This window comes from Hyphomicrobium sp. (genome assembly GCF_019753045.1).
Lineage (GTDB): Bacteria > Pseudomonadota > Alphaproteobacteria > Rhizobiales > Hyphomicrobiaceae > Hyphomicrobium_B.
In genome coordinates, this window is record NZ_JAIELN010000002.1 from 1 (window position 1) to 21,849 (window position 21,849).

Here is a 21,849-nt window from a genome sequence, read left to right on the forward strand (position 1 = left end):
CAACTCCTCGCGCACCAGAAACCGGTGGTCGTTGTTGCACAGGAGGATCGGCCGCTCGAAACCCTGAGGTCCCGGCAGCCGCCCGAGCGCCGCGCCGAGGAACGACGAGCTTTGACCGTTGAAGAACCGGATGAACTGCTTCGGATACATCGCCCGCGACAGCGGCCATAACCGCGTCCCCGACCCGCCCGACAGAATGACTGGGTAAATATTGCTCATCGAGAAACGGTATCCCCCAATATCAAAGGTCAACGTCTATGTAGCGCACAAACGGCCTTCAGGGACATTCGCGCAAATTAATAGGAAATCCACGCGACGAACGAACGCCAATCGGACGAAACGTGTACGGCCCAAATGCGACAGCCGTGCAGAAGCGCCCGTGCAAAACTTGAACCAATCAGCCTAGCGGACGCGTCAGGCGTTCGCGCAGCGACCTGAGGGATTCCGCCGACGTGGATGATTTGCTGCCCTGATGCGAAGCTGTGGCAGGGGCCGAGCCCGAGGGGTTACCCGAAGGCAGGGCCGGCGGCACCTCGCGGCGGGGCAGCGGCATGCTCGGCCGTGGAACGGCGGACGTGGTCCCGTAAGGCGTCGGCGCCAACGGCATTTTATGCCCCGGAGCGCTGGCATCGTGAGCGGCGTCATGAGCGTCCGGCGCCGCGCCCGCATGCGCGTTGCCGTGAAAGCCGAGAGCATCCGCCATCATTGCGAGATGCTGCGATCCATCGTTGTTTGCCGGTATGCCCGAGGCGCGCCACCGCTCGACGATTTGATCGAGGAAGCCATCGTCGCCGAGAGACTTCTGCCACCGCTCCGAGAAGTTCGCAGTCGATGACTTCGGCAGGCAGCGCTTCGGCAGTTCGTCGAACTTGATCCGTACCGGCAACGCCATGCCGTCGCCGAACGCGATCGCTTCGCGCTGCCCGAGGGACGGCAGGAATTCCAAAAGCCCGGCACCGGTGTCGGCGACCGCCGAGGAGACGATCTCCTGGTCGCGGTCGTTCGACATGCGAAGAGCAAAGACCGTGTTGCACTGGGAAAGAATGGTCGGATCGATTTCCGCCGGGCGCTGCGTGACGATGCAAAGCGAGGCGCCGTATTTCCGGCCTTCCTTGGCGATCTTGGCGATCGCGCGCTTGCAAGGCTCGAAGCCGAGCGTCGAGTTCACGGGAACGTAGCGATGCGCTTCTTCGCAGACGAGCGTCACCGGCACCTGGCCCTCGCTCCATAGCGCGAAGTCGAACGTCATGCGGCACAGAACCGAAACGACGACGTTGACGACTTCCGACGGGATGCCGGTCAGCTCGAGGATCGTGATCGGCTTGTGGTTGACGGGAACCCGGAAAATTCGGCCGAGCACCTGGGTCATGCCGTCATAAACGGTGAGCGATCCGAACATGAACGCGTAGCGACCGTCTTGCGAGATCGTCTCGATCCGGTGCTTGAGAATCCGGTACGGCGCAAGGTCTTTTCTGTTTTCGAGTTTGCCGAGCCGTTCGTCGATCAGCAGCAGCAAGTCGGAAATGCGATAGGGAACGGGCGTGTCGACCGTGTAGCGGCTCGCGTCCGAGTAGCCGCGGCGGAGCTTCGCAGGCTCACCCGCGCGGCCGCTATTGTAGCGCGCCTTGGCAATCGGGATCACTTCCTGAAGGATCTCGATCTCGGCTTTGCGGTCGCTGTCGCCGACGAGAACTTCTTGCAGTTCCTCGAACGTCAGCAGCCAGTAAGGCAGCTGCATGTTCCGCGGCGAGATCACCTCGGCCCATTCGCTGAATGCCGTCGCATATTCGTTGTGAGGATCGAGCAGCACGATGTGCGCGTTCGGGTTCTTTTCGACGATCGATCTGAGGATCAGCGCCGTCGTGCACGATTTGCCGGTTCCCGTAGTGCCGAGTATCGCGAAATGCTTGCCGAGCAGTTCGTCGACGCGCACCATCGCGGGGATCGTGCTGTCCTGGCGGATCGTGCCGACACGCACCATTGCTCCGCTATCGCCGCAGAACGTTGCTTCGAGCTCTGTCCGCAATGCGAGGCGAACCCGGTCGCCGAGCGCCGGATAGCCGGTGACGCCACGGTTGAATTTCGGCGTCTTGCTTTCGCCGGCGGTCGTCAATTCGCCGACGAGACCGAGTTCTGCGATCCAGACCTCGCTGTCGCCATCGCGTTGCGACGGGACAGGAACGCTCAACGCCGAAACAATGGCGAGCACGGTCGTGCGGCTGGTTTCGATCGCGAGCAGGGTTCCCATTTCGGGCCGGCCATCCGGCGAACGGGCGCGCAGGTCGCCGGCGCCGTCGAGCAAGACGATCGCCTTCGATCCAGTGACCGAAACGATACGCCCGATCGAGGTATCGGAGCCGCCATTCATCTGACTTGAGGTACTTGTGCCAGCCATAGTGATCCGGATCTCGGTCCTGTTAAGCGCCGTTGGCAATCATTTGCGTAGAGTCGACCGCGCTCACATTGTCCCGCGTCGGAAGGCTGATGATGACCTCCGTGCCGGTACCTTTATTCGAACGGAGTTCAAGTGAACCCCCGTGCAGCTCGACAAGCGCTTTGGCGATCGGCAAGCCGAGACCGGCGCCCTCCCTCCAGCGCGAGCGGCCTGCGTCGACCTGCCCGAACGGCGTCATGGCGATAGCGATTTCTTCGTCCGTCATGCCGACGCCGCTGTCGCGGATGGCGATGATGACGCCGCCGCTGCTGGTCCGCAGCGCGCTGACGTCCACCGTGCCGTCTGCCGGCGTGAACTTGAGAGCGTTGGCAATGATGTTCGTGAAGATCTGACGCAACTTCTCGGCGTCGCCGCGGATGGGGCGCAAATCGGGTGCAATGCCGAAGCGCAAATCCACATGCGCTTCGCTTGCCATCGTCCGGAACGACGTGATGCAGCCGGCGAGAATTTCGCCGACATTCACCTCGCGCGCATCGAGCGAATATTTCCCGCTCTGAATTTTGGAGATATCGAGAATATCGTTGATGACCGAGAGGAGGTGCCCCGCGGCATCCTGAATGAGCGTCGCGTATTCGACGATCTCTTTGTCCGGCAAGCGGCGCTGCTGATGCTGCGTCAGAAGCTTCGAAAAGCCGATGACGGTATTGAGCGGCGTTCTGAGCTCATGGCTCATGTTTGCGATGAATTCGGATTTTACTTTGCCGGCAAGCTCCGCTTCGATGCGCGCGGATTGCTCGGCGACGCGCGCGCGATGACGCAGAACGGCATCGCTCAACAGCGACGCATACTCGTTCATCAGGGAGTTGGATTTGGCCGTTCCAACTGATCCAAACATCATATTGCAGCCTAACGCAGTGCTGAAAGCAGTTTCAATCTAGGGGCGAGTAGCTAACTCAAGGTTAATTCAAAGCCCCACCGCTTTCGGGCTGCGGCTGCAACTCGAATGACTTCAGAAAACTGACAATTCCGCGCATCTCCCCCGCAGGGGCGCGAGTCCCGGAAGAGTTGTCGCACGGGTAGCGCGATCTACTGGATCTATTGCAAGCGCAACAGAACCTCTTACCGCATGATGAATTTGAAGGGCTGGGTGAACGCCAGCGGCTTTACACTCACTTCCGGCGGGATCGGCGGGAAGGGTGCTGCGCGGTCGATAGCCGCCGTCGCGGCGTCGTCGAGAAGCTTCGAGCCAGAGCTTGTCGCAATTTCCTTGGAGAGCAGGGCCCCATCGACGCCGATCGTGAATCTCATAATGACGGTGCCGGCAACGGTCGTACGGGGATTTACCTTGGCACGCTGCACATGGTCGTTGATCTTGCCGAGATAGAGACCGAACTCCCGGGCGTTGCCGCCCGACTTCGCTTCGCCCGAGCTCTGCTCGGTCACGATCGCGACCTGCTCGGGCTGCGACTTCGTCTCGACAACCTGCGGCTCCGGCGGCTTAGTCTCCGGCGGCGGCGGTTCCTCGGTCTTTACGACGTCCGCCTCGACATCGCTGGCGTCGGACGTGATGACGTCGCGAAGCTCGTCCGGTTTGACTTCTTCCGGAGGCTTGGACTGCTGCTCCTGGACAGGAACGATCTCGGTCGTCTCGATGGTCTCCATCGCATCGCCGAGCTTCGATATGCCCTCCGTCGCGATGCCTTGCTGGACGAGCACGATGTCCGTGCCTTTGCCGAGGTCGAGGGCCTCCATGTCGGAATTTTGCAAATCAGGCAGCATCGCATAGCCGATCGTGCCGTGGATCAGCACGGACAGAAGAATGGCGGTCGCTCGCAACACGTTCATTCCGGCGGCTCTGGGCATTAGTTCTTTACGGCTTCTCCGGATGGCGAAGGCTGGGAGAGAAGGGACACACGCGCGTAACCAGACTCACCGACGCGCCCCAAAAGTTCCATCACATCGCCATAGGCAATTTTTCGATCCGCGCGCACGTACACGACGCCGTCGCCCTCGCTCGACTTGATCTGCATGAGGCGTGACACGAGCGTATCGCGCGTCACTTCCTCATCGCGGATGTAGAGCTTCCCGTCGGGGGCAAGCGAAACGACCATCGGCTTTTTCTGCGCGCCGAGTTTCGACGCCGATGTCTTCGGCAGATCGAGCGGCACGCCCTGAACCATCAGGGGCGCAGCGACCATGAAGATGATCAACAGCACGAGCATCACGTCGACGAACGGCGTAACGTTGATCTCGGCTAGAGGCTTGTAGCTGTCGCCGTCTTCGCCCGACGAGCTGCCAACGGACATTCCCATCAGTTCACACCCTCAACGCCGCGGCGGGAAAGCGTACGCGCCAAACCGACGATGGCGGGCGCAACCCGTTCCGACGCACGGCCGAGTGCGACCGTGATCTGGTTGTAGAAAATAACGGCCGGGATAGCAGCTGCGAGGCCGACGGCCGTTGCGAACAACGCTTCCGCGATGCCGGGCGCGACAACGGCCAAGCTCGTATCTTTCTGCTGAGCGATTGCCGTGAACGAATTCATGATGCCCCAGACGGTGCCGAACAATCCGATGAACGGCGCGGCCGATCCGAGCGTCGCAAGAAACGGCAAGCCCTGTTCGATGCTCTTCAGCTTACGTTTGACGGCGGCGCGCATGGCGACTTCGAGACGGTCGCGCACTTCGCCGGCTGAAGCCGCGTCCGCGCCCTCGGCCCACTCCGTGCGGGCAGCGTCGCCTACGGCACCGACCAGGCTGTTTGCACGGCCCGAAGGAAGGGTACCGGATTTGCCGTTGGCTTCGAGAACGCGGATCTCGCGATTGACCAACCACACGCGAATGAACTTCTCGAACGCCATCGCCCAGCAAACCACAGAGGCCAGCAACAGCCCGATGATGATGGACTTCACGACGATATCGGCATGTTGGAAGAGGCCGAGGATCGATAAATCTCTTCCGATAATTTCTTCAGTCATCAGGCAGTCACCGGGTTACTTGGAAAGTTGGACGTTTGTGAGGGTCGAGGTCTTAAGGTTTTCGAGGCATCCCGAAACGGGCCCGGCTTCGGCCTTGCAATCCATGACGTCGTTGATCAGCAATGAGCCGATCTTATCGCACTGAATTCCATCGATCTCGAAGAGCTTCACGGATTTCTTTTTGGGCCGGAGCGGCGCCAGATCGATCGAAAAACGCCGCCCGATGACGCCATCGGTTTGAAACAGCACGAGGTCGATCTTGAACGACTGATAGGTCGTCTCGCTCGGGTTATTGACGACCATATAGGCGCGGCAACCCTTCTCGGAACTCTCGAGTTTGTTCAACTCGACGTGGGTCGCGGGCGCTGTCGAAGCCGGAGTAGCAGCCGGATCGGCAACAGCGTGTGTCGCCGCTGCACCGACCGACAGAACGAGCGCATATGCAAGGCAGTGACGCTTGAAAGCTCTGATCACGCGATGACCTTCTCTTAGCGAAAGAATGTCGGATTTCCGGAAACGCGTGTAGCGATTTTGCTGTTCGGTTACCAGTGTGAAATTCGTAAGTATTCGCTGATTGAGGCCCCCATGACGCTCTGATTTAGAACCATTTTCAGGTCGCGCTATGGCGAACGGCAAAAATGGTTTTTGCGATTGCATTGCGTCGAGAATTCTTCCCGAGGTGTATGGGAAAGAATTCCCGTGCGTGCCATGAACGCGGTTTGTCCGACGAAACGTTCGCCACGACGCCGAGCAACAGCCGACTATCGATACGCAAGAAAAGAAAACCACAGCGGGAGGTTGTTTCGTGCGTGGCGAGCGCCGGCCGGATCGTCAGGCGGCGCGAGGCATCGACGGCATGCGCGCGGCTCGGCGGATCTCATCGAAAATCGCGGCGAAGCTCATGACGCCGACGGATTGCTCCTCGGCGACGTCCGTCAGCACAGCGCCGACGACTTTCTTCTGGTTGGCCTCGAGCAACGTCAGCGCTTTTTTAGCGAGCGATCTCGGAGTCCGGTGCCAGGCGGTCAGAAATACGATTTCGTCGGCGAGCTCCGCGAGTACGCGAGCGTCCGAGATCGGCAGCAAAGGCGGCGCGGACAATACGATGATGGGAAACCGCGACTTGAGACCGGCGATCGACCGCGAAAATTCCAGTGACCGAATGGCTGTCGCCACCGCGAGGGGGATCGGCGTGGGGCCGGACGCCGGCAGGAAATGCAAGCCGGTGAGATTATCGCGCAAGATCACGTCCTCGATCGGCGCGCGCGCAGCGATCTGATCGAGAAGCCCGCTGGAATTCCGTGGCGTCAGTTCGCGCGTCAGGCTCTTACCTCGAAAATCGCAGTCGACCAGCAGGGTCTCTTGCGCGGAGACCGCGAAGTAATGAGCGATATTCGACGCGAAACTCTCCGAGCCTTCGTCGGGCAAGGCGGACGCAACCAAGATCACGCGTGACGCTTCATCTGTTTTACGCTGTCCAAGCTCACGGCAGACCTTTCGCACGGCCTCCGCGTAGACGCATTGAGGTTCGGCGACGATCATCCGCGCGCCCCGCACATTCGCTTTCGGATCGGAATGCGCAGTCATCGCCGGAATGGAGATCATGTGCGGGCAGGCGAGGGTTTTCTCGACCTTTCGCGTCTGACGTAGGGCTTCCCGCTCAAGCCAGAGCGCGAGCAGAAGCGCCATCAACAATGTCGATCCGGCGGTGATCGCAACGATGCGAACACGCCTCGGTCCTGCCGGGCGGTTCGGTGCACCGGCAGCCGCCACAATGCGCGGTCCGGCGAGCGGACTGCTCAGCCCATACTTGCCGATGAGGGTTGCAAACATGCGCTCGGAAGCGGTTAGTTCGCCCGACTTGGCGGGAACTGCAGGATCCGCGGCGACCGGCGACCGCTGTTGCGCAAGGTATTGGGTTGCGATCGCATTCGCGATACGAGCGGACTTCTCCGCATTTCTCGTCGTGACCTGCACGGTGACGAGGAACGTGCTGCGGACGCGGCTGATGCTCAGCCTGTCGATTATCGCCTCGCGCAGAGCTTCGCCCGGCGCCGGACGCGTCACCAATCCGGTGAGGTACGATAAGAGCGAACGTCTGTTGAGTTCAGGATCGTTCGACAGTTGAAGCTCGGTGATAACGGCGTCGATGATCCGGGCCGACCGCATGAAGTCCATTTGCTTCTCGATCTCCCGGCGCTCGGCTTCGGAAGCGAGCGTATCGGCCGGGGCAGGAATATTGGCGGCCTTGCTTGCAGGTCTCTGCTGCGGGTCCGTCTGAATGAGAGCCGAAGCTGTATACCGGTCGGGAATGACGGCCACGACGGCCATGGCGAAGAGCGCGGTAAGGACCGGCAAAACCACGACGGCCTTGGCGCGCTTGACGATGGCCGATCGGGCGCCGGGGAAGCCGAGTCCCATGCCGCGCCGTGCTGGTGATGCCGTTTCCTGGCTCATCGTCCCGTAGTGCCCGTGAAGTCCGGGCGCTGTGAATATTCGCCCGCGTGCCCGGCAATGCCGAATCACTCGCTATTGTCAGGATCAATTATGAACAGGGCTTTATTGGTTAAGTTATTACCGCCGGCCGCTGCATCTGCACCGAAATCGCACTAGCGCAGCGAGAGTTTCGCGCCGCCTTCGTGGACATCGTAGGCGCACCGCGCGCTGCGGCCGCCGGCCGACGACGTCAGAATGAGATGTGGATCGCGGTAGCGCTGGCTCCACAGCGGGTTCTGCGTATCCCAAATCGCGACGTCGATATCGGGATTGCCGATCACGGCCTCGATTTGTGAAGGGGCCGCCCATTGAGCCGGCGCCTCGTCGCGAGTCCCCGTGGCGCGCTTTGGAGCATTTCGGCGGCAGACCTCGATGGCGCGCTCGCGATAGGCTTCGACAACCGCTTCGCTCATGGCGGCCCGATAGGCGCGGTCCTGAAACCAGACCTTCGCGCCCGCAAGCACCACCAAACCAAGCAAGATTGTACGCATGACGTTTGCCTAAGGCCCGAAGGCGCGCCAATCGATTGGCCGGCCCATGATATCCGGCCCGCATTCTGGGCCCGTCTTGGTGAAAAAAGCGTTTCGCTTCGGCCGGTTGCGGTGCAGCGCAGCGGCGTAGCGGGCTTGTCAGACCCCGCTCGGTGGGGCACAAGCGGTGCCTGCGATCAACGTCCGATCTCCCGGAGAACCCTCACCTCATGTCGAAAAAGAAGATCCTGATTACCTGGCCTCTGCCTGAAGCCGCCATGGCCCGCGCCCGAGAGACTTATGATGTTATCGCGCACGGCGACAACCCGAAGATCACCGTCGACGAGATGCTCGAGACGGCGAAGTCGGTGGACGCCATTCTGTTGACTCTCAACGAGAAGTGCCCGGCGCCGGTGATCGAAAAGATCCCCGAGAACATCAAGTGCATCTCGACGTTCTCGATCGGCTTCGATCACATCGATCTCGAAGCTTGCAAGAAGCGTGGCATTAAGGTCGGCAACGCGCCGCACGGCGTCACAGTGGCGACGGCGGAAATCGCCATGCTTCTTCTACTTGGCGCCGCCCGTCGCGCCGGAGAAGGCGAGAAGATGATCCGCACGCGCTCCTGGCCCGGCTGGCAGCCGCTGCAACTTGTCGGTCAGCGCCTCGACAACAAGAAGCTCGGCATTTACGGCTTCGGCAAGATCGGCCAGGCCCTCGCGCAGCGTGCGCGCGGCTTTGACATGGAAATCCACTACTACGACATCTATCGCGCCAAGCCCGAGGTAGAGGCGAAGTACAACGCCACCTATCACGACAGCCTCGACAGTCTCTTGAAGGTCTCGCAGTTCTTCTCGATCAACGCGCCTTCGACGCCGGAGACGCGCTACTTCTTCAACAAGGACGTGATCGAGAAGCTGCCGCAAGGCGCCATCGTCGTGAACACGGCGCGCGGCGACCTCGTCAAGGACGAGGACATGATCGCGGCGCTGAAGTCGGGACGCCTGGCTTACGCTGGCCTCGATGTCTTCGCCGGCGAGCCGAAGATCAACGAAGGCTATTACGATCTTCCGAACACGTTCCTGTTCCCGCATCTGGGATCGGCGGCGATCGAAGCGCGCAATCAGATGGGCTTCGAAGCGCTCGACAACATCGATGCCTTCTTCGCCGGCAAGGACATGCCCTTCAAGCTGGCGTAAGATCGTTTCATCGCGACATTCAAAATGGCCGGGCTCGCCCCGGCCATTTTTTTTGTGCGTTGTCATCCTCTGCTTTGCGTCGACGGCGACAGCGCAGCAATCGGCTTTACCGCTTTCGGGGTTGACATCTGCTCCATCATGTAACATATGAAGTTACATGAAACGAGATAGCAAGCTCTCGGGCATTCTTCATGTCCTCCTCCACATGGCGGAGGCAAAAGCGCCGGTTACATCCGAAGAAATGGCGAAGGCTATGCAGACGAACCCCGTAGTCGTCCGCAGGATCATGGCTGGGCTGCGCGAGGCAGGTTTCGTCCGCTCCGGGAAAGGTCATGGCGGCGGCTGGACCATCGCCCGCGAGCTTTCCGCGATCACGCTGCGCGATATCTACGTCGCGGTGGGGTCGCCGGAGCTTTTCGCGATGGGCAATCGAACGGAATCACCCGGATGCATCGTGGAGCAGGCCGTGAATGCAGCGCTGGATGGCGCTTTCCGTGATGCTGAAACGCTTCTTCTTGACCGGTTCGCCGAGGTAACGCTGGCCGATCTCAGCGCCGACTTTCATGCTCGCATGCTCGCGAGCGGTAAAACAATCGATTTGGGTACGATCCATGCAGCATGACGCTATCATCATCGGCGGTAGTTTTGCCGGACTGTCTGCAGCCATTCAAATAGCGCGAGGGCGCCGATCGGTTTGCGTTATCGACGCCGGCAGGCCCCGTAATCGTTTCTCCGATGCAGCACACGGCGTCTTCGGTCAGGACGGAAATAATCCGCTCACGATGATTGCTGCGGCTCGTGCTCAGGTGCAGCGCTATCCAACTGTGCGAACGCTCTTCGACGAAGCGAGCGGTGCGCGCGCCGTCGCTGGCGGTTTCGAGGTGACGCTCAAGGGTGGCGCAACACTGACGGCAACGAAGCTATTGCTCGCGTTCGGTCTTTCAGACACGCTGCCGGAGTTGCCCGGCTTGGCCGAGCGTTGGGGTAAGAGCGTGCTCCATTGCCCTTATTGTCATGGTTTCGAATATGCGGGGCGCCGCCTCGGAGTTCTCCGGACCATGCCGATGTCATCGCATCAGGCACTTTTCATTGCCGAATGGGGCCCCACGACCTTCTACCTCAACGGCGGTGAATCTCTTGACGAGCAAACCCTGGCGAAGCTCGCGCAGCGCGGCGTAGCAATCGAGCCAGCGCGGATTGTCGGTCTGGAAGGCGAGAATTACGCATTGTCGTCTTTGCATCTTGAAGATGGACGAAGCGCGGCGATCGACGCCCTCTACCTCGCGCCGCGGTCACGATTGAACAGCCCGATTGCCGAGCAGCTCGGCTGCGCTGTGGACGAGACGCCTCTCGGATCCATCATACGTACGGACGCCGAAAAGCAGACCACCGTGCCGGGCGTCTACGCCGCGGGAGATATCGCGCGCATGCCGCACAACGCGAACTGGGCGGTCGCCGATGGCATTACCGCGGGCGTCTTCTTGCATCAATCGTTGGTTTTCGCGCCGCTGGCCGCTTGAACGCGTCTTCCGTTATGGCTTCGGGCCCCGTTCTTTCATCAGCCACGCCGCGACGCGCAGCAGCCGTGCATCTTCACCGCGTGCACCGACAAGCTGCACGCCGAGGGGAAGACCATCGATTTCGAGCAGCGGCAGCGAGATGCAGGGCATCTCGAGGTAGGTCCAAAGCCCGTTGAACATCGGACTGCCGGTGCCGCCGAGCCCGACTGGTGCAACGCCCGCCGCGGCAGGCGTGAGGATTGCGTCGTAGGTATCGAGGATCGGTCGCAGCGCCCCGTAAAGAACATTCTGCTTCTTCCGCGCGGCGTCATAGTCCGCCTGTGAAAACGTCCGCCCCTCTGCAATGATTTCCTTGAGCTTCGCCGACACGCGATCCGGATTGGCATCGGCGATTGGGCCGTAATTCCGCGCGATGTCGGAAAACTGCACGATCTGCTGGAGACGCAGGATCTCGTCGAACTCCGGCGGCAACGGCATTTCAGCAATTCCAAAGCGCGAAGCGAACCCTTCGAACGCCGCGCGCATCGCCTCGTCGCCTTGCGGCCACGCAGGCGTTTTCACGAATGCCAGACGCGGAGCCTGCAACTCGGATGATTTTAGAGCTGCCAAAAGCGAAGGCTTCGCCCCCGCCGTCATGTCGCCGTCGGCAGCATCGAAGTCGCTCATGCAATCGAACAAGAGCGCGATGTCTTCGACCGATCGCGCGTAGCCGCCGATTGTGTCGAGCGGAGGCGATTGCGCCAGAACGCCAGTGCGGGACGTATATCCGAACGTCGGCTTGAAGCCGATGACGCCGCAATAGGATGCGGGCCGGATGACGGAACCCGCTGTCTGCGTGCCAAGTGCAAGAGGCGCTTGCCCGTCCGCGACGGCCGCCGCCGATCCCGACGAAGAGCCGCCCGGTGTACGCTCCGGATCATGCGGATTACGCGTTTTGCCAGGACCGAAGAATGCTAGCTCCGTCGTCACCGTTTTGCCGAGCACGATCGCGCCCGCGGCTTTGAGCTGCGAAACGACGAATGCGTCATCTGATGGTTGCCGCCCCGCGAAGACTTCCGACCCGAGTTCCGTCGGATAGTCCTTGGTGTCGATGATATCCTTCACGCCGACAGGAATTCCCGCGAGCGGCGGCATAGCTTCTCCGCGCGCGCGCCGCGCGTCGCTGGCGCGAGCAGCTTCGAGCGCCTTGCCCGCGTCGAAGTGCGCCCAGGCGCCAACATCTTTGTCGCGTTCGGCGATCCGTGCGATGTATGTGCCCACAAGATCCGCCGACGTAATATCTCGCGCGATCAGCAGGTCCCGCGCTTCGGAAGCCGTAAGGCGTTCGAGATTCGTGCTGAAATTCGGCTTACTCACTGGGTCGCCCTTCCGTCTCGGTCGATTGTGCGGCCTTCGCGGCGTGGCAAGGCTGCGGGTGTGTCAATATCGCGGCCTTTACGGGAAAGAAGCATTTTTTCTCAGCTGCGGCGCTGCCGAGACAAAAAGCGCCGCGGATCGGCCCAAATCGGCGTCCCAAACAATTGTATCCGGAGCGGTTCAGTACTAGGACACCCCCGGAGCTGAATAAAAAGATCCTTGAGGACTATTATAATGACGAGAGAAAATCGCCGTCCTGGCCGCCACTTTTTGCAGATCCCGGGGCCGACGCCCGTGCCGGAGCGCATTTTGGCGGCAATGTCGCGTCAGATTCTCGATCATCGCGGCCTTGAGTTCGGCCAGCTCGGCAGACGCGTTCTGAGCGGCATCAAAGGCATATTCAAGACCCAGAGCCACGTCATTATCTATCCGGCGTCGGGATCCGGCGCTTGGGAAGCGAGCCTCACCAACACGCTGTCGCCGGGCGACAAGGTGCTGATGTGCGAGACGGGCCAGTTCGCCGTGCTGTGGGAAGCCATGGCGCGCCGCCTCGGTCTCGAGACCGAAGTCATCCCGACCGACTGGCGCATCGCCGCCGACGCCAATCTCATCGAGAAGCGGCTCAAGGCCGACACCGGCCACAAGATCAAGGCCGTTTGCGTCGTCCATAACGAGACGTCGACGGGCTGCCTCTCGCGGCTCGATGAAGTTCGCAAGGCGCTGGATGCCGCGAAGCATCCGGCACTGCTCATGGTCGACGCGATCTCGTCGCTCGGTGCGGCCGATCTCCGTCACGACGAGTGGGGCATCGACGTCACCGTCGCCGGTTCGCAGAAAGGCATGATGCTGCCGCCGGGATTGTCGTTCACGGCGATCAGCGCCAAGGCGCTCGAAGCGTCGAAGACAGCTCAACTCAAGAAGTCGTATTTCGCATGGGACGAGATGCTGGCGTTGAACGCGACGGGCTACTTCCCCTACACCCCGGCGACCGGCCTGCTTTACGGTCTCGCCGAGGCGATCGACATGATCAACGAGGAAGGCCTCGAGAACGTCTTCGCGCGTCATCAGCGTCTGTCGGAAGCGACGCGGCGCGCGGTTCAGGCATGGGGCTTCGAGATCCAATGCCGCGATCCGAAGTACTATTCGCCCGCCGTGACGACGGTCGTCATGCCGGAAGGCCACAACGCCGATGCCTATCGCAAGCTCGTGCTCGACAACTTCAACATGTCGCTCGGAACCGGGTTGAACAAGATCGCGGGCAAGGCTTTCCGCATCGGCCATCTCGGTGACACCAACGAGCTGACGGTTCTCGGCGCGCTGACCGGCGTCGAGATGGGCTTTGAGCTTGCGGGCGTTCCGCATAAGAAGGGCGGCGTTACCGCTGCGATGAGCTACATCGCCGAAACGGCAAACGCTGTGAAGGCGGCCGCTGCCTAAGCGGGCCTGATCAAACAAGATCGGCCAATTCAAACAAGATCGGACGGTGCCGCCGAGTTCTGAGCGGCACCGCCCCCAACGATCCGCAGCACCGTATCGAGTGTATCCGCTTCAGCCGCGGGCTTATCCCAGCGGATGCGGTGAATGCGCGGAAACCGCATCGCGACGCCCGATTTATGCCGCGTCGACTCTTGCACCGCGTCGAACGCGACCTCGAACACAAGTTCCGGCTCGACGGCGCGAACCGGGCCGAACGTCTCGGTCGTATGCCCTCTGATCCACTTGTCGAGCTCCAACAGCTCTTCGTCCGTAAATCCCGAATAGGCTTTGCCGACGGGCACGAGCTGCCGTTCGCCGTTCTCGTCCGTGCGCCAGACCCCGAATGTGTAATCGGAATAGTAGGACGAGCGCTTGCCGGAGCCGCGCTGCGCGTACATCAGCACGCAGTCGAGCGTTAGCGCGGCGCGTTTCCACTTGAACCATTCGCCTTTGACCCGGCCGGCCTGATAGGGGCTCGCGCGTCGCTTCAGCATAAGTCCTTCGATGCCTTCAGCCCGCGCCGACGACCACAGCACGCCGAGTTCGTCGAACGATTTGAATGGAACGAGCTCCGAGACATCCGTCAGCCGCGGATGATGCTTCGCATACCAGGCTTCGAGGCGAAGGCGCCGCTCGCTGAACGAAAGCCCGCGAAGATCTTCCTCCCCATCGAACAGAAGATCGTAGAGACGCACGTGCGGAGGATACGACGACATCATCTTCGCCGTGACCGACTTGCGATTGAGACGCTGCTGCAAGTCATTGAACGGCGCGATTTTATCGTCGCGCATGATCAGCAACTCGCCATCCACCACGCAGTCGTGTCCTTGGAACGCCGATCGGATTTCCGGAAAGGCCCCGGAAATATCGTCCCCCTGCCGCGAGAACATGCGGACATCGCCGCCGCGCGCTGCGACCTGGACGCGGATACCGTCCCATTTCCATTCGGCGGAGAAGTCTTCCGGAGAAAGGCGCGGCCAGTCTTCCTCCTCGATCGGATGCGCGAGCATGACGGGGCGAAAAACCGGCTTCGCGCCGGGATCGGGACGCTCCGCCTTGCCATCGAGCCACTGGAAGAGTTCGAGATACGGCGGCTCGAGCGCATGCCATACCTCCTCAATCTCGGAAACGTCGCGGGCGTAGCTTTCGGCGAGCGCGGTACGCGCAAGACGAGCCGAAACGCCGACGCGTGGCGCACCGCCGATGAGTTTCAGAAGAGCCCATCGCCCGGTCGCATCGAGCTGATCGAGAAGACGGCCGAGACGCTCGGTGCGCTCTGCCGTCGTGCCGTCCGCCATCGCGTCGATCACCGCGCCGAGCGAGAGTTCAGGCGGCTCTCCGGAATTGTGCCCCAGATCACCCCACCCCCGACCCCTCCCCGTCGAGGGGAGGAGAGAAGCGCGTTCCCTCTCCCCGTCCTTCACGGGGAGAGGGTTAGGGTGAGGGGCGGCAACATTCGACGGCGCTTCGGTCTGCCCCTCACCCCTAACCCCTCCCCCTTGCGGGGAGGGGTTAGGGGTGGGGGTAAGATCGAGGGCGAGCTGCTTCGGCTTTTCCTTTTCGCCATCACCCCATGTGTGTTGTTCCCCTCCCACTGGCGGGGCAGGGGGAAGAACAGATCGATCATCAGGCCAGAGCAGAGCCACCGTTTCCGCCGTGTCGCCGACGTAATCGCGCGACAGCCGGTAAAGCGTCGGATCGATGAAGCGGGTAACGAGATCGCTCAACATCCGCCTGAGCGGCAAGCGGATCGGCACGCCATCCGTCAAAGCGGAGAGCGCCCAGCCACGGTCGGGATCGGGCGCTGTCCGGAAATAGTGCCCGAGCAGCGCGACCTTGCGATTGCGGCTCTGCGTGTAGACGAGGCAGTCGAGGAGACGGGCGAACGCGCGCATCGCTATTCGGCCTCCTCGCCATATCCGACGAGCGCGAGCGCGCGAGCCTTCCGGCCGAGTGTGCCGAGGTAATGGACGAGCGCATCCTCGCGGCCATGCGTCACCCAGATCTCTTCGGCTTCCGTTTCGATGACCGTCTGAATGAGCTCCGGCCAGTCGACGTGATCGGAGACGACGAGCGGCAACTCGACGCCAAGCTGACGGGCACGGCCGCGTACGCGCATCCAACCGCTCGCGAAAGCGTTGACCGGATCGCCGAACCGCCGCGACCATCGATCACCGAGCGCGGAAGGAGGACACATGACGATGCCGCCGCGCATCGACTTCGGATCGGTGCCCGCAACCGGCAGCAGCTCGCCGAGATCCACGCCGAGCTTCTGATAAAGCTCCGTCAGCGCGACCACCGCGCCATGCAGGTAGATTGGCTTGTCATAGCCGGCATCGCGAACGACGCGGATCATCCGCTGGCACTTGCCGAGATTGTAGGCGCCGATGAGGTGTGTCCGGTCCGGTTCTGCGCGGAGAGAGGAAAGTAGCTTCTCGGCTTCGTGCTGCGCCTTCTCGTGGCGGAAAACCGGGAGTGCAAACGTCGCTTCGGTCACGAACACATCGCACGTGACGAGTTCGAAGGGAGCGCATGTCGGATCGCTCGCACGCTTGTAGTCGCCGGAAACGACGGCGCGCCGCCCGGCCCATTCGATGACGACTTGCGCCGACCCAAGAATATGCCCGGCCGGCACCAGCCGCACCTTGACGCCGTTGATGTCGATGGTTTCCCCGATGGCGAGCGGCTGGAATGCGCCGGCACAATCCTCGCCGTAGCGCACCTTCATGATTTCGATGGTTTCGGACGTTGCGAGCACCGCGCGGTGGCCCGCGCGCGCATGGTCGCTGTGCCCATGCGTAATAACAGCGCGATCGACCGCCCGGCCCGGATCGATATAAAAATCGCCGGGCTCGCAATAGATGCCGGACCCGACAGGGTACAGCCAGCTGTCGACGGGAGGTGCGAGCGAGATCATGAACCATTAAACGCACGTAACTGCGAAGCAGCCACGTACAGAATGACGTTCACGCGATGATATCGGGAAGCAGCTTATCCTCGATCTGCGTGATCCGGTCCTTCAGAACAAGCTTCTTCTTTTTCAGCCGCTTGATCAGAAGTTGGTCAGCCGAAGCGTCACCTTCAAGAGCGGCGATTTCGCAGTCGAGCTTCCGGTGCTCGCCCCGCAAAGTTACCAGCTCTTCTCTGAGCTCGCGTTCGTCGCGCCGCTCCATAACGATTCCCTGCCCACTGCCCAGTCCAATCGCAGCCTTTTGGGTGATTGCCCTCAATATGGCAACAGGGCAAAAGCGCGATCCAGGCCGATCTTTCTAATCCTATGAATTTATTTCACGATTCTCTAAGGCCAGTTTTTGGCTCCGCAACAAATGTCAAACATCGCAGCTTAGCCGCGAGAGACGTTGGACAACGCCAAAAACGTGTGGCACGATTTCAACGTCTGCAATCTCTTTAGGAGGCAACTGATGACGATTACGGCTCATCTGGCTGAACTCGCGGAGAAGCATCGGGCTCTCGAACAAAAAATCCACCAAGCGGCTGCGAGCCCCGGATCTGACGACATCGAAATCCGTAGATTGAAACAAGAGAAACTGAAGCTCAAGGACGAGATGGAGCGGATAAGACGAGATACGCGCCACTAGCGCGACTCGCCCGCAAAATTTCCTCTTTCCCAGGCCCTGTCACCGGAGCGGACATCAGTCTCCGGGCGGGGCTTTTATATTTTTAGCCGATTTTAAGTCACCCAACGCCCGTCATCGTCGAACGGCGAGCCTGTGAGGCGTTCGAAAGAGACAGCAGAAGTCGAGCTGCTTGACGCGTGGTTCCATCGCCTGTATTTAACCGATTGGTTATTTAACCTAATGGATAAATATATGGCTCCAGACAGACTGAGTGAAACCTTCGCAGCGCTCGCCGATCCCACGCGGCGGGCGATCCTGGCGCGGCTGGCTCTTGGCGAAACGTCTGTCACCGACCTCGCCGAACCGTTCGAGATGAGCCTTCCGGCCGTCTCGAAGCATCTCAAGGTTCTGGAGCGGGCGGGGCTCATCGCGCGCGGGCGCGAGGCGCAATGGCGGCCCTGCCGGTTGGAACCGGGGCCGCTGAAGGAAGTCGACAACTGGGTCGAGCACTACCGGAAGTTCTGGGAGCAGAGCTTCGATCGGCTGGACGAGTATCTACGTGTGTTGCAGGCGAAGGAGAAAAAAGGTGGTCGCAAAAAACCGAAGTGATGCGAGCGAAGCCGACCGGGAAATTGTCGCCACGCGCGTCTTCGACGCCCCGCGCGAACTCGTGTTCGAGGCATTCAAGGATCCTCATCACATAAGCAATTGGTGGGGCCCGAACGGTTTCACGACGACGACATACAAGATGGACGTTCGTCCTGGCGGCGAATGGCTGTTCACGATGCACGGGCCCGACGGCACGGATTATCCGAAACGCGTGCGTTACACCGAAGTGAAAGTGCCGGAACTTCTCACCTACGATCACGACGCTGGCGCGGACAGGCCCGACTTCGAGCCGTTCAAAGTCTGGATCACGTTCGAAACGGAAAAGCGCAAAACGCGCGTCACGCTGCGCCTGCTCGTAGCAACGCGTGAACGCCGCGACGAGATGGCGAAGTTCGGTGCCGTCGAGGGTGCACACCAGACGCTCGCCCGCCTCGATGTCCATTTGGCTCGAAGGGAAGGAAACGCCGTGAGTAAAAGTACCGAAAATCGGAAAGTGGAGCCGTTTGTCATTTCGCGCATCTTCGATGCGCCGCGCGACCTCGTCTACAAAGTCTTCACCGAGCCGGAGCATATGAAGCATTGGTGGGGGCCGAAGGGCTTCAAGGTCATCGCCGCAAAGATGGACCTGCGTCCGGGCGGCATGTTCCACTACGGCATGCACGCGCCCGATGGCTCCGCGATGTGGGGACGCTTCGTCTATCGCGAAATCTCAGCGCCCGAGCGCATTGTCTTGATAAACTCATTCTCGGATGCGGAGGGTGGTCTCACGCGCCACCCGATGAGCCCGGGTTGGCCTTTGGAATTGTTGTCGCTCTTCACATTCGAAGAACTCGACGATGGCCGCACGAAGCTCACAGTTTCCTGGACTCCGTACAACGCGAGCGACGAAGAGAGCGAAACCTTCGATAAGGGTCGCCCGAGCATGACGCAGGGCTGGTCCGGCACGCTCGAGCAGCTGGAAGCTTATTTGGCGCACATTCAGAAGCGCTGACTGTGAGCCCCGATCATCCTCGGCTTCGTGCCGAGGATGATCGGTTTCAAGCGATTTACTGTTGTGGCGCTTCCCGGCGCGAAAACGATACGGCGTAAGCCTGCGAGCGCATCGGGAAGATCGTATCGTTCGCCGGCCCTTCGATGCCATCGACGACGTTGGTCGGATCGAAGATGGCCTCATCGCATGTCTTCGCATCTTCGAAATCGGTGATCGAGATCGTGCCGAGATTGACGGACTTGCGCTTGTCTTCCGGCCAGAAGGCAGTCGGATCGTCAAGCGGATCGCCGTCCTCGCCGAGGATCGCCGTCAGAGTGTATTGCACCGGCCCCTTGGCGAGACGGTCCTTGAGTTCAGGCCGGTAGAAGTCGGGGTCCTTCTTCTTTGCCTCGTCATCCGAGATGCCGACCTCGCCGCCGACCGGCAGCGCCTTGTACTTGAAGATCTGCTTCTTGCCGTCCGCGTTCGTGAACGTGAACGCGTGAATGCCCCAGTAGTTGACGGTTCCGTAGCTCGCCGGCACCGGTCGCGCGTTGAGCCACTCGCCCTGCCGCGTCGAGTTCGGGTTGTCCTTGAAGTACGCGCCGATCTTGTCCTTGTCCTTCGTCGCGACGGTCGTCAGCAGCTTCAAGAATTGATCCGGATCTTTCGCGACGAAGACGGGCGCCGAGATCATCAGCAGATCCGTGTTGTTGCCTTTGCCGAGATCGAAATGCATCGCGATCCCGCGCACGTTGTCTTTCTGGCCATTGGGTGCATCCGGGTCTCCGCCGCCCATAGAGAACCGCCCAATGACGCCGACCGGCGTCTTCGAATTGAAATGCGGCGCTTTGGTGAGGCTCGGAGCCTCTGCCGACGGCACGAAGTTGCCCTTGACGCAGATGCCGTGCGTGTGCGCGGCGCGCACGCCCGGATGTTTGCCGAAAACGGCATTGAGCGCATTCACGAGACTTTCCGCGTCGGCCTCGGCATAGGCACGAGCCATCGGGACACAGATAACCGCCGCGGCGGCCAGGGCGGCAACGAGCCGGTTGGAAACCATCGAGAGACACTCCATTGCAAGATTTGTAGTCCGCACGTGCGTACGTCGAAGGACGCTATTGTGTTACAAGTATTATGAATTTTAGAAGTCGGAATCGGCCGAACGAAAGACAGATGAGCGGACGGACGCTCACGGCTCTAAGGCATAGGTCGTATATGGACGATCTGACAATATCTGAATTGAACCAGGGTGACCGGCGGCTAAAGCATAACGGTCAGGTTGCAGCCGAGTGGGCTTTGCTTGACGGTTTCCCACGAAGAAAAACCGCCGAGGGCTTGCCCCGGCGGTGAGCTGACTTTCGTTGTCTGTGCGGAAGATTACGCGACGACGATGATATCGACGACTTCCAGCGTATCCGGATCGACAATCGCGACGTGATCCTCATCGATCATGAAATACCGATACTCGCGATATTCCGGGACGATCGTCACAATGTCCGCAGGCACCGCATAAATGTGAACCGTACGCGGTATCACGACGCCGACATTCACGGCGACGCCGATGTTCCGCGCGGGCGACACGCGATGGGATGCGAAAGCAGACCTGACGCGCGTTTTCTGTTCGGGGCTGACGCTCGTGATCGAGCCCTTCGGGCCCGCTTTGCCTTCTGCACCCTCACTCGCGCCGGTGGAAGACCTGTCGTTCTTTGACTTCTCGGCGGCGCCGTACTTGTCGCCGCGCTCGTTGCGGTCTTCACGGTCTGCCCGGTCGCTCGCCTTGCCCTTCGCGTTGCGATCCTCATCCTTTGCCTGCCGGTCCTTGCCCTGCAGTTCGCGATCGGATGCATGCTGACGATCGGATTTAGCGCGGTCGCGAGATCCCTCTTCAGAGGCGGAATTCCTTTTCGCGGATCCCGGCTCGAGATCCCGCGAACCGCGGTCTTCCTTCATTTGGCCGCCGAATTCCTTCGACGATCCGCCGCTTTCCTTCATCGAGCCGCCCGGCATCGACGATCCGCCGGAACGCTCCATCGCCGCGCCGCCGCCGGCACCACCGCCAGGCGATGACGGACCTGCGCCGTTGTTCGGATCTGCCAACGCGAACGTTGAACCTGCAATAAGTGCTAAGGCAGTGATCGAATACTTCAGCATTATTATGTCTCTCCTACGTTGATGACAGGTCGCGACTGCCCCGCGATTGGGTGATCAACGTGTTGAGAGGCGTGCCGTTCCGGCTCATTCGGTCGCGATGTGGGGAGACATAGCCGGCAAGAAATGTCGCCAGCTGGCAAGCCATTGCGTGGAACGAAATTATTGCGACGCCAATACTGCGCCGCACAAGGAATATGCGTGAAAAAAGGGCATCAATTATTGGAGCGTTGCTTCGAACTGTTCTTGTACGAGGCGGTCACTCATCATACGATTCTTGTATTCGAGGTTTTTCAACATGGTGACTGCAATGACGGACACTGCAACCGCCACTCGTGAATCGGAAACAGCGACCCGCGACCTCACCAAAGCGGAAGTAGACCGCTTTCTTTTCGGAAAGCACATCACGTCCTGTCCGGTCTGCGGCCGCTTCCGCTCCAATTGCGACGTCGACATCCATATGCTGACCTGCGAGCGCAAGTCGTCTTCAAGCACCGCGCCCGTCAATGTGCTGATGATCGTCTGCCAGAACTGCGGAGCGATACAATTCCACGACCGCTCGGTCATCGCCCATTGGCTCGATTGCCAGCACAAGGTCTGGGTGAAGTAGAGGTAGGAAGCCGGCCTCGCGATCCGCGCCGGCCTGCGGGCG

General features: G+C 60.8%; 23 protein-coding genes. 8 read left to right on the forward strand and 15 right to left on the reverse strand.

The genetic code is table 11. The features are described from left to right. The 9 genes from K2Q04_RS00545 to K2Q04_RS00585 all read right to left on the reverse strand — a co-directional run. Nucleotides 1-219, reverse strand: a 219-nt coding sequence (locus K2Q04_RS00545; protein WP_291157861.1) for a sugar phosphate nucleotidyltransferase, incomplete at its 3' end; no start/stop codon positions are given. 178 nt (nt 220-397) lie between these two features. After that, nucleotides 398-2,395 (reverse strand): DUF87 domain-containing protein, encoded by a 1,998-nt coding sequence (locus K2Q04_RS00550; protein WP_291157864.1) that lies wholly within the window; start codon nt 2,393-2,395, stop codon nt 398-400. 22 nt (nt 2,396-2,417) lie between these two features. Further along, nucleotides 2,418-3,290 (reverse strand): HAMP domain-containing sensor histidine kinase, encoded by an 873-nt coding sequence (locus K2Q04_RS00555; RefSeq protein ID WP_291157866.1) that lies wholly within the window; start codon nt 3,288-3,290, stop codon nt 2,418-2,420. A 224-nt stretch (nt 3,291-3,514) separates the two neighbouring features. Next, complete coding sequence (locus K2Q04_RS00560; protein ID WP_291157868.1) at nt 3,515-4,240, reverse strand: energy transducer TonB; 726 nt, start codon at nt 4,238-4,240, stop codon at nt 3,515-3,517. Nucleotides 4,241-4,257: 17 nt separating this feature from the next. Next, entirely contained in the window at nt 4,258-4,707 is a 450-nt protein-coding gene (locus tag K2Q04_RS00565; RefSeq protein ID WP_291157871.1) for a biopolymer transporter ExbD, read from the reverse strand. Beyond that, nucleotides 4,707-5,372 carry a MotA/TolQ/ExbB proton channel family protein gene (locus K2Q04_RS00570; RefSeq protein ID WP_291157874.1) on the reverse strand — a complete coding sequence of 222 codons (666 nt, stop codon included), beginning with the start codon at nt 5,370-5,372 and terminating at the stop codon, nt 4,707-4,709. Before K2Q04_RS00570 ends, K2Q04_RS00565 begins: the two co-directional genes overlap by 1 nt. 15 nt (nt 5,373-5,387) lie before the next feature. After that, nucleotides 5,388-5,846 (reverse strand): hypothetical protein, encoded by a 459-nt coding sequence (locus K2Q04_RS00575; RefSeq protein WP_291157876.1) that lies wholly within the window; start codon nt 5,844-5,846, stop codon nt 5,388-5,390. 357 nt (nt 5,847-6,203) lie between these two features. Next, a complete protein-coding gene (locus K2Q04_RS00580) occupies nt 6,204-7,829 on the reverse strand; it encodes a tyrosine-protein kinase domain-containing protein (protein ID WP_291157878.1) in 1,626 nt (541 codons plus the stop codon). 152 nt (nt 7,830-7,981) lie between these two features. Further along, the gene (locus tag K2Q04_RS00585; protein ID WP_291157880.1) at nt 7,982-8,359 is read right to left on the reverse strand and encodes a hypothetical protein; all 378 of its coding nucleotides are present in this window, start codon (nt 8,357-8,359) and stop codon (nt 7,982-7,984) included. A 209-nt stretch (nt 8,360-8,568) separates the two neighbouring features. On the opposite strand from K2Q04_RS00585, the gene K2Q04_RS00590 reads away from it, so the two are divergent. From K2Q04_RS00590 to K2Q04_RS00600, 3 genes are all read left to right on the forward strand, one after another. Further along, nucleotides 8,569-9,537, forward strand: a complete 969-nt coding sequence (locus K2Q04_RS00590) for a D-glycerate dehydrogenase (protein ID WP_290995051.1) — start codon at nt 8,569-8,571, stop codon at nt 9,535-9,537. 157 nt (nt 9,538-9,694) lie between these two features. After that, nucleotides 9,695-10,159 carry an Rrf2 family transcriptional regulator gene (locus K2Q04_RS00595; RefSeq protein ID WP_291157882.1) on the forward strand — a complete coding sequence of 155 codons (465 nt, stop codon included), beginning with the start codon at nt 9,695-9,697 and terminating at the stop codon, nt 10,157-10,159. Further along, entirely contained in the window at nt 10,149-11,057 is a 909-nt protein-coding gene (locus K2Q04_RS00600; protein WP_291157884.1) for an NAD(P)/FAD-dependent oxidoreductase, read from the forward strand. The genes K2Q04_RS00595 and K2Q04_RS00600 overlap by 11 nt, the downstream gene beginning before the upstream one ends. Before the next feature lie 12 nt (nt 11,058-11,069). Here K2Q04_RS00600 and K2Q04_RS00605 read toward each other — a convergent pair whose 3' ends face one another. After that, on the reverse strand, nt 11,070-12,413 hold the full coding sequence (locus K2Q04_RS00605) for an amidase (RefSeq protein ID WP_291157886.1): 1,344 nt from the start codon (nt 12,411-12,413) through the stop codon (nt 11,070-11,072). Nucleotides 12,414-12,647: 234 nt separating this feature from the next. Here K2Q04_RS00605 and K2Q04_RS00610 point away from each other — a divergent pair, with 234 nt between their 5' ends. Further along, the gene (locus K2Q04_RS00610; protein WP_291157888.1) at nt 12,648-13,850 is read left to right on the forward strand and encodes an aminotransferase class V-fold PLP-dependent enzyme; all 1,203 of its coding nucleotides are present in this window, start codon (nt 12,648-12,650) and stop codon (nt 13,848-13,850) included. A 29-nt stretch (nt 13,851-13,879) separates the two neighbouring features. Here K2Q04_RS00610 and K2Q04_RS00615 read toward each other — a convergent pair whose 3' ends face one another. From K2Q04_RS00615 to K2Q04_RS00625, 3 genes are read right to left on the reverse strand one after another with little or no spacing between them, the layout of a single operon-like run. Then, nucleotides 13,880-15,784 carry a cisplatin damage response ATP-dependent DNA ligase gene (locus K2Q04_RS00615; protein WP_291157890.1) on the reverse strand — a complete coding sequence of 635 codons (1,905 nt, stop codon included), beginning with the start codon at nt 15,782-15,784 and terminating at the stop codon, nt 13,880-13,882. A gap of 2 nt (nt 15,785-15,786) precedes the next feature. After that, complete coding sequence (locus tag K2Q04_RS00620) at nt 15,787-16,806, reverse strand: ligase-associated DNA damage response exonuclease (protein WP_291157892.1); 1,020 nt, start codon at nt 16,804-16,806, stop codon at nt 15,787-15,789. 49 nt (nt 16,807-16,855) lie between these two features. Continuing rightward, nucleotides 16,856-17,062, reverse strand: coding sequence for a DUF465 domain-containing protein (locus K2Q04_RS00625; RefSeq protein WP_092868080.1), 207 nt, complete (start codon nt 17,060-17,062; stop codon nt 16,856-16,858). A 249-nt stretch (nt 17,063-17,311) separates the two neighbouring features. On the opposite strand from K2Q04_RS00625, the gene K2Q04_RS00630 reads away from it, so the two are divergent. The 3 genes from K2Q04_RS00630 (at nt 17,312) to K2Q04_RS00640 (ending at nt 19,067) form a co-directional block, all read left to right on the forward strand. Further along, nucleotides 17,312-17,488: a DUF465 domain-containing protein gene (locus tag K2Q04_RS00630; protein WP_291157896.1), complete on the forward strand. Its 177-nt coding sequence runs from the start codon at nt 17,312-17,314 to the stop codon at nt 17,486-17,488. 231 nt (nt 17,489-17,719) lie between these two features. After that, complete coding sequence (locus tag K2Q04_RS00635) at nt 17,720-18,076, forward strand: metalloregulator ArsR/SmtB family transcription factor (RefSeq protein ID WP_291157898.1); 357 nt, start codon at nt 17,720-17,722, stop codon at nt 18,074-18,076. Then, nucleotides 18,054-19,067 (forward strand): SRPBCC family protein, encoded by a 1,014-nt coding sequence (locus tag K2Q04_RS00640; RefSeq protein WP_291157900.1) that lies wholly within the window; start codon nt 18,054-18,056, stop codon nt 19,065-19,067. Before K2Q04_RS00635 ends, K2Q04_RS00640 begins: the two co-directional genes overlap by 23 nt. Before the next feature lie 55 nt (nt 19,068-19,122). On the opposite strand, the gene K2Q04_RS00645 is transcribed toward K2Q04_RS00640, so the two are convergent. Together K2Q04_RS00645 and K2Q04_RS00650 are read right to left on the reverse strand one after the other, a co-directional pair. Further along, entirely contained in the window at nt 19,123-20,109 is a 987-nt protein-coding gene (locus K2Q04_RS00645; protein WP_291157902.1) for a catalase family peroxidase, read from the reverse strand. Nucleotides 20,110-20,426: 317 nt separating this feature from the next. After that, nucleotides 20,427-21,200: a DUF1236 domain-containing protein gene (locus K2Q04_RS00650; RefSeq protein WP_291157904.1), complete on the reverse strand. Its 774-nt coding sequence runs from the start codon at nt 21,198-21,200 to the stop codon at nt 20,427-20,429. 307 nt (nt 21,201-21,507) lie between these two features. Here K2Q04_RS00650 and K2Q04_RS00655 point away from each other — a divergent pair, with 307 nt between their 5' ends. Then, nucleotides 21,508-21,807 carry a hypothetical protein gene (locus tag K2Q04_RS00655; RefSeq protein WP_291157906.1) on the forward strand — a complete coding sequence of 100 codons (300 nt, stop codon included), beginning with the start codon at nt 21,508-21,510 and terminating at the stop codon, nt 21,805-21,807. Nucleotides 21,808-21,849 lie beyond the last annotated feature (42 nt).

Bases quoted from the DNA above. Each gene is read 5' to 3' on its own strand.
- K2Q04_RS00550 (WP_291157864.1), bottom strand. From the start codon at position 2,395: ATGGCTGGCACAAGTACCTCAAGTCAGATGAATGGCGGCTCCGATACC.
- K2Q04_RS00555 (WP_291157866.1), bottom strand. From the start codon at position 3,290: ATGTTTGGATCAGTTGGAACGGCCAAATCCAACTCCCTGATGAACGAG.
- K2Q04_RS00560 (WP_291157868.1), bottom strand. From the start codon at position 4,240: ATGAACGTGTTGCGAGCGACCGCCATTCTTCTGTCCGTGCTGATCCAC.
- K2Q04_RS00565 (WP_291157871.1), bottom strand. From the start codon at position 4,707: ATGGGAATGTCCGTTGGCAGCTCGTCGGGCGAAGACGGCGACAGCTAC.
- K2Q04_RS00570 (WP_291157874.1), bottom strand. From the start codon at position 5,372: ATGACTGAAGAAATTATCGGAAGAGATTTATCGATCCTCGGCCTCTTC.
- K2Q04_RS00580 (WP_291157878.1), bottom strand. From the start codon at position 7,829: ATGAGCCAGGAAACGGCATCACCAGCACGGCGCGGCATGGGACTCGGC.
- K2Q04_RS00585 (WP_291157880.1), bottom strand. From the start codon at position 8,359: ATGCGTACAATCTTGCTTGGTTTGGTGGTGCTTGCGGGCGCGAAGGTC.
- K2Q04_RS00590 (WP_290995051.1), top strand. From the start codon at position 8,569: ATGTCGAAAAAGAAGATCCTGATTACCTGGCCTCTGCCTGAAGCCGCC.
- K2Q04_RS00595 (WP_291157882.1), top strand. From the start codon at position 9,695: ATGAAACGAGATAGCAAGCTCTCGGGCATTCTTCATGTCCTCCTCCAC.
- K2Q04_RS00600 (WP_291157884.1), top strand. From the start codon at position 10,149: ATGCAGCATGACGCTATCATCATCGGCGGTAGTTTTGCCGGACTGTCT.
- K2Q04_RS00610 (WP_291157888.1), top strand. From the start codon at position 12,648: ATGACGAGAGAAAATCGCCGTCCTGGCCGCCACTTTTTGCAGATCCCG.
- K2Q04_RS00615 (WP_291157890.1), bottom strand. From the start codon at position 15,784: ATGCGCGCGTTCGCCCGTCTCCTCGACTGCCTCGTCTACACGCAGAGC.
- K2Q04_RS00620 (WP_291157892.1), bottom strand. From the start codon at position 16,806: ATGATCTCGCTCGCACCTCCCGTCGACAGCTGGCTGTACCCTGTCGGG.
- K2Q04_RS00625 (WP_092868080.1), bottom strand. From the start codon at position 17,062: ATGGAGCGGCGCGACGAACGCGAGCTCAGAGAAGAGCTGGTAACTTTG.
- K2Q04_RS00630 (WP_291157896.1), top strand. From the start codon at position 17,312: ATGACGATTACGGCTCATCTGGCTGAACTCGCGGAGAAGCATCGGGCT.
- K2Q04_RS00635 (WP_291157898.1), top strand. From the start codon at position 17,720: ATGGCTCCAGACAGACTGAGTGAAACCTTCGCAGCGCTCGCCGATCCC.
- K2Q04_RS00645 (WP_291157902.1), bottom strand. From the start codon at position 20,109: ATGGTTTCCAACCGGCTCGTTGCCGCCCTGGCCGCCGCGGCGGTTATC.
- K2Q04_RS00650 (WP_291157904.1), bottom strand. From the start codon at position 21,200: ATGCTGAAGTATTCGATCACTGCCTTAGCACTTATTGCAGGTTCAACG.
- K2Q04_RS00655 (WP_291157906.1), top strand. From the start codon at position 21,508: ATGACGGACACTGCAACCGCCACTCGTGAATCGGAAACAGCGACCCGC.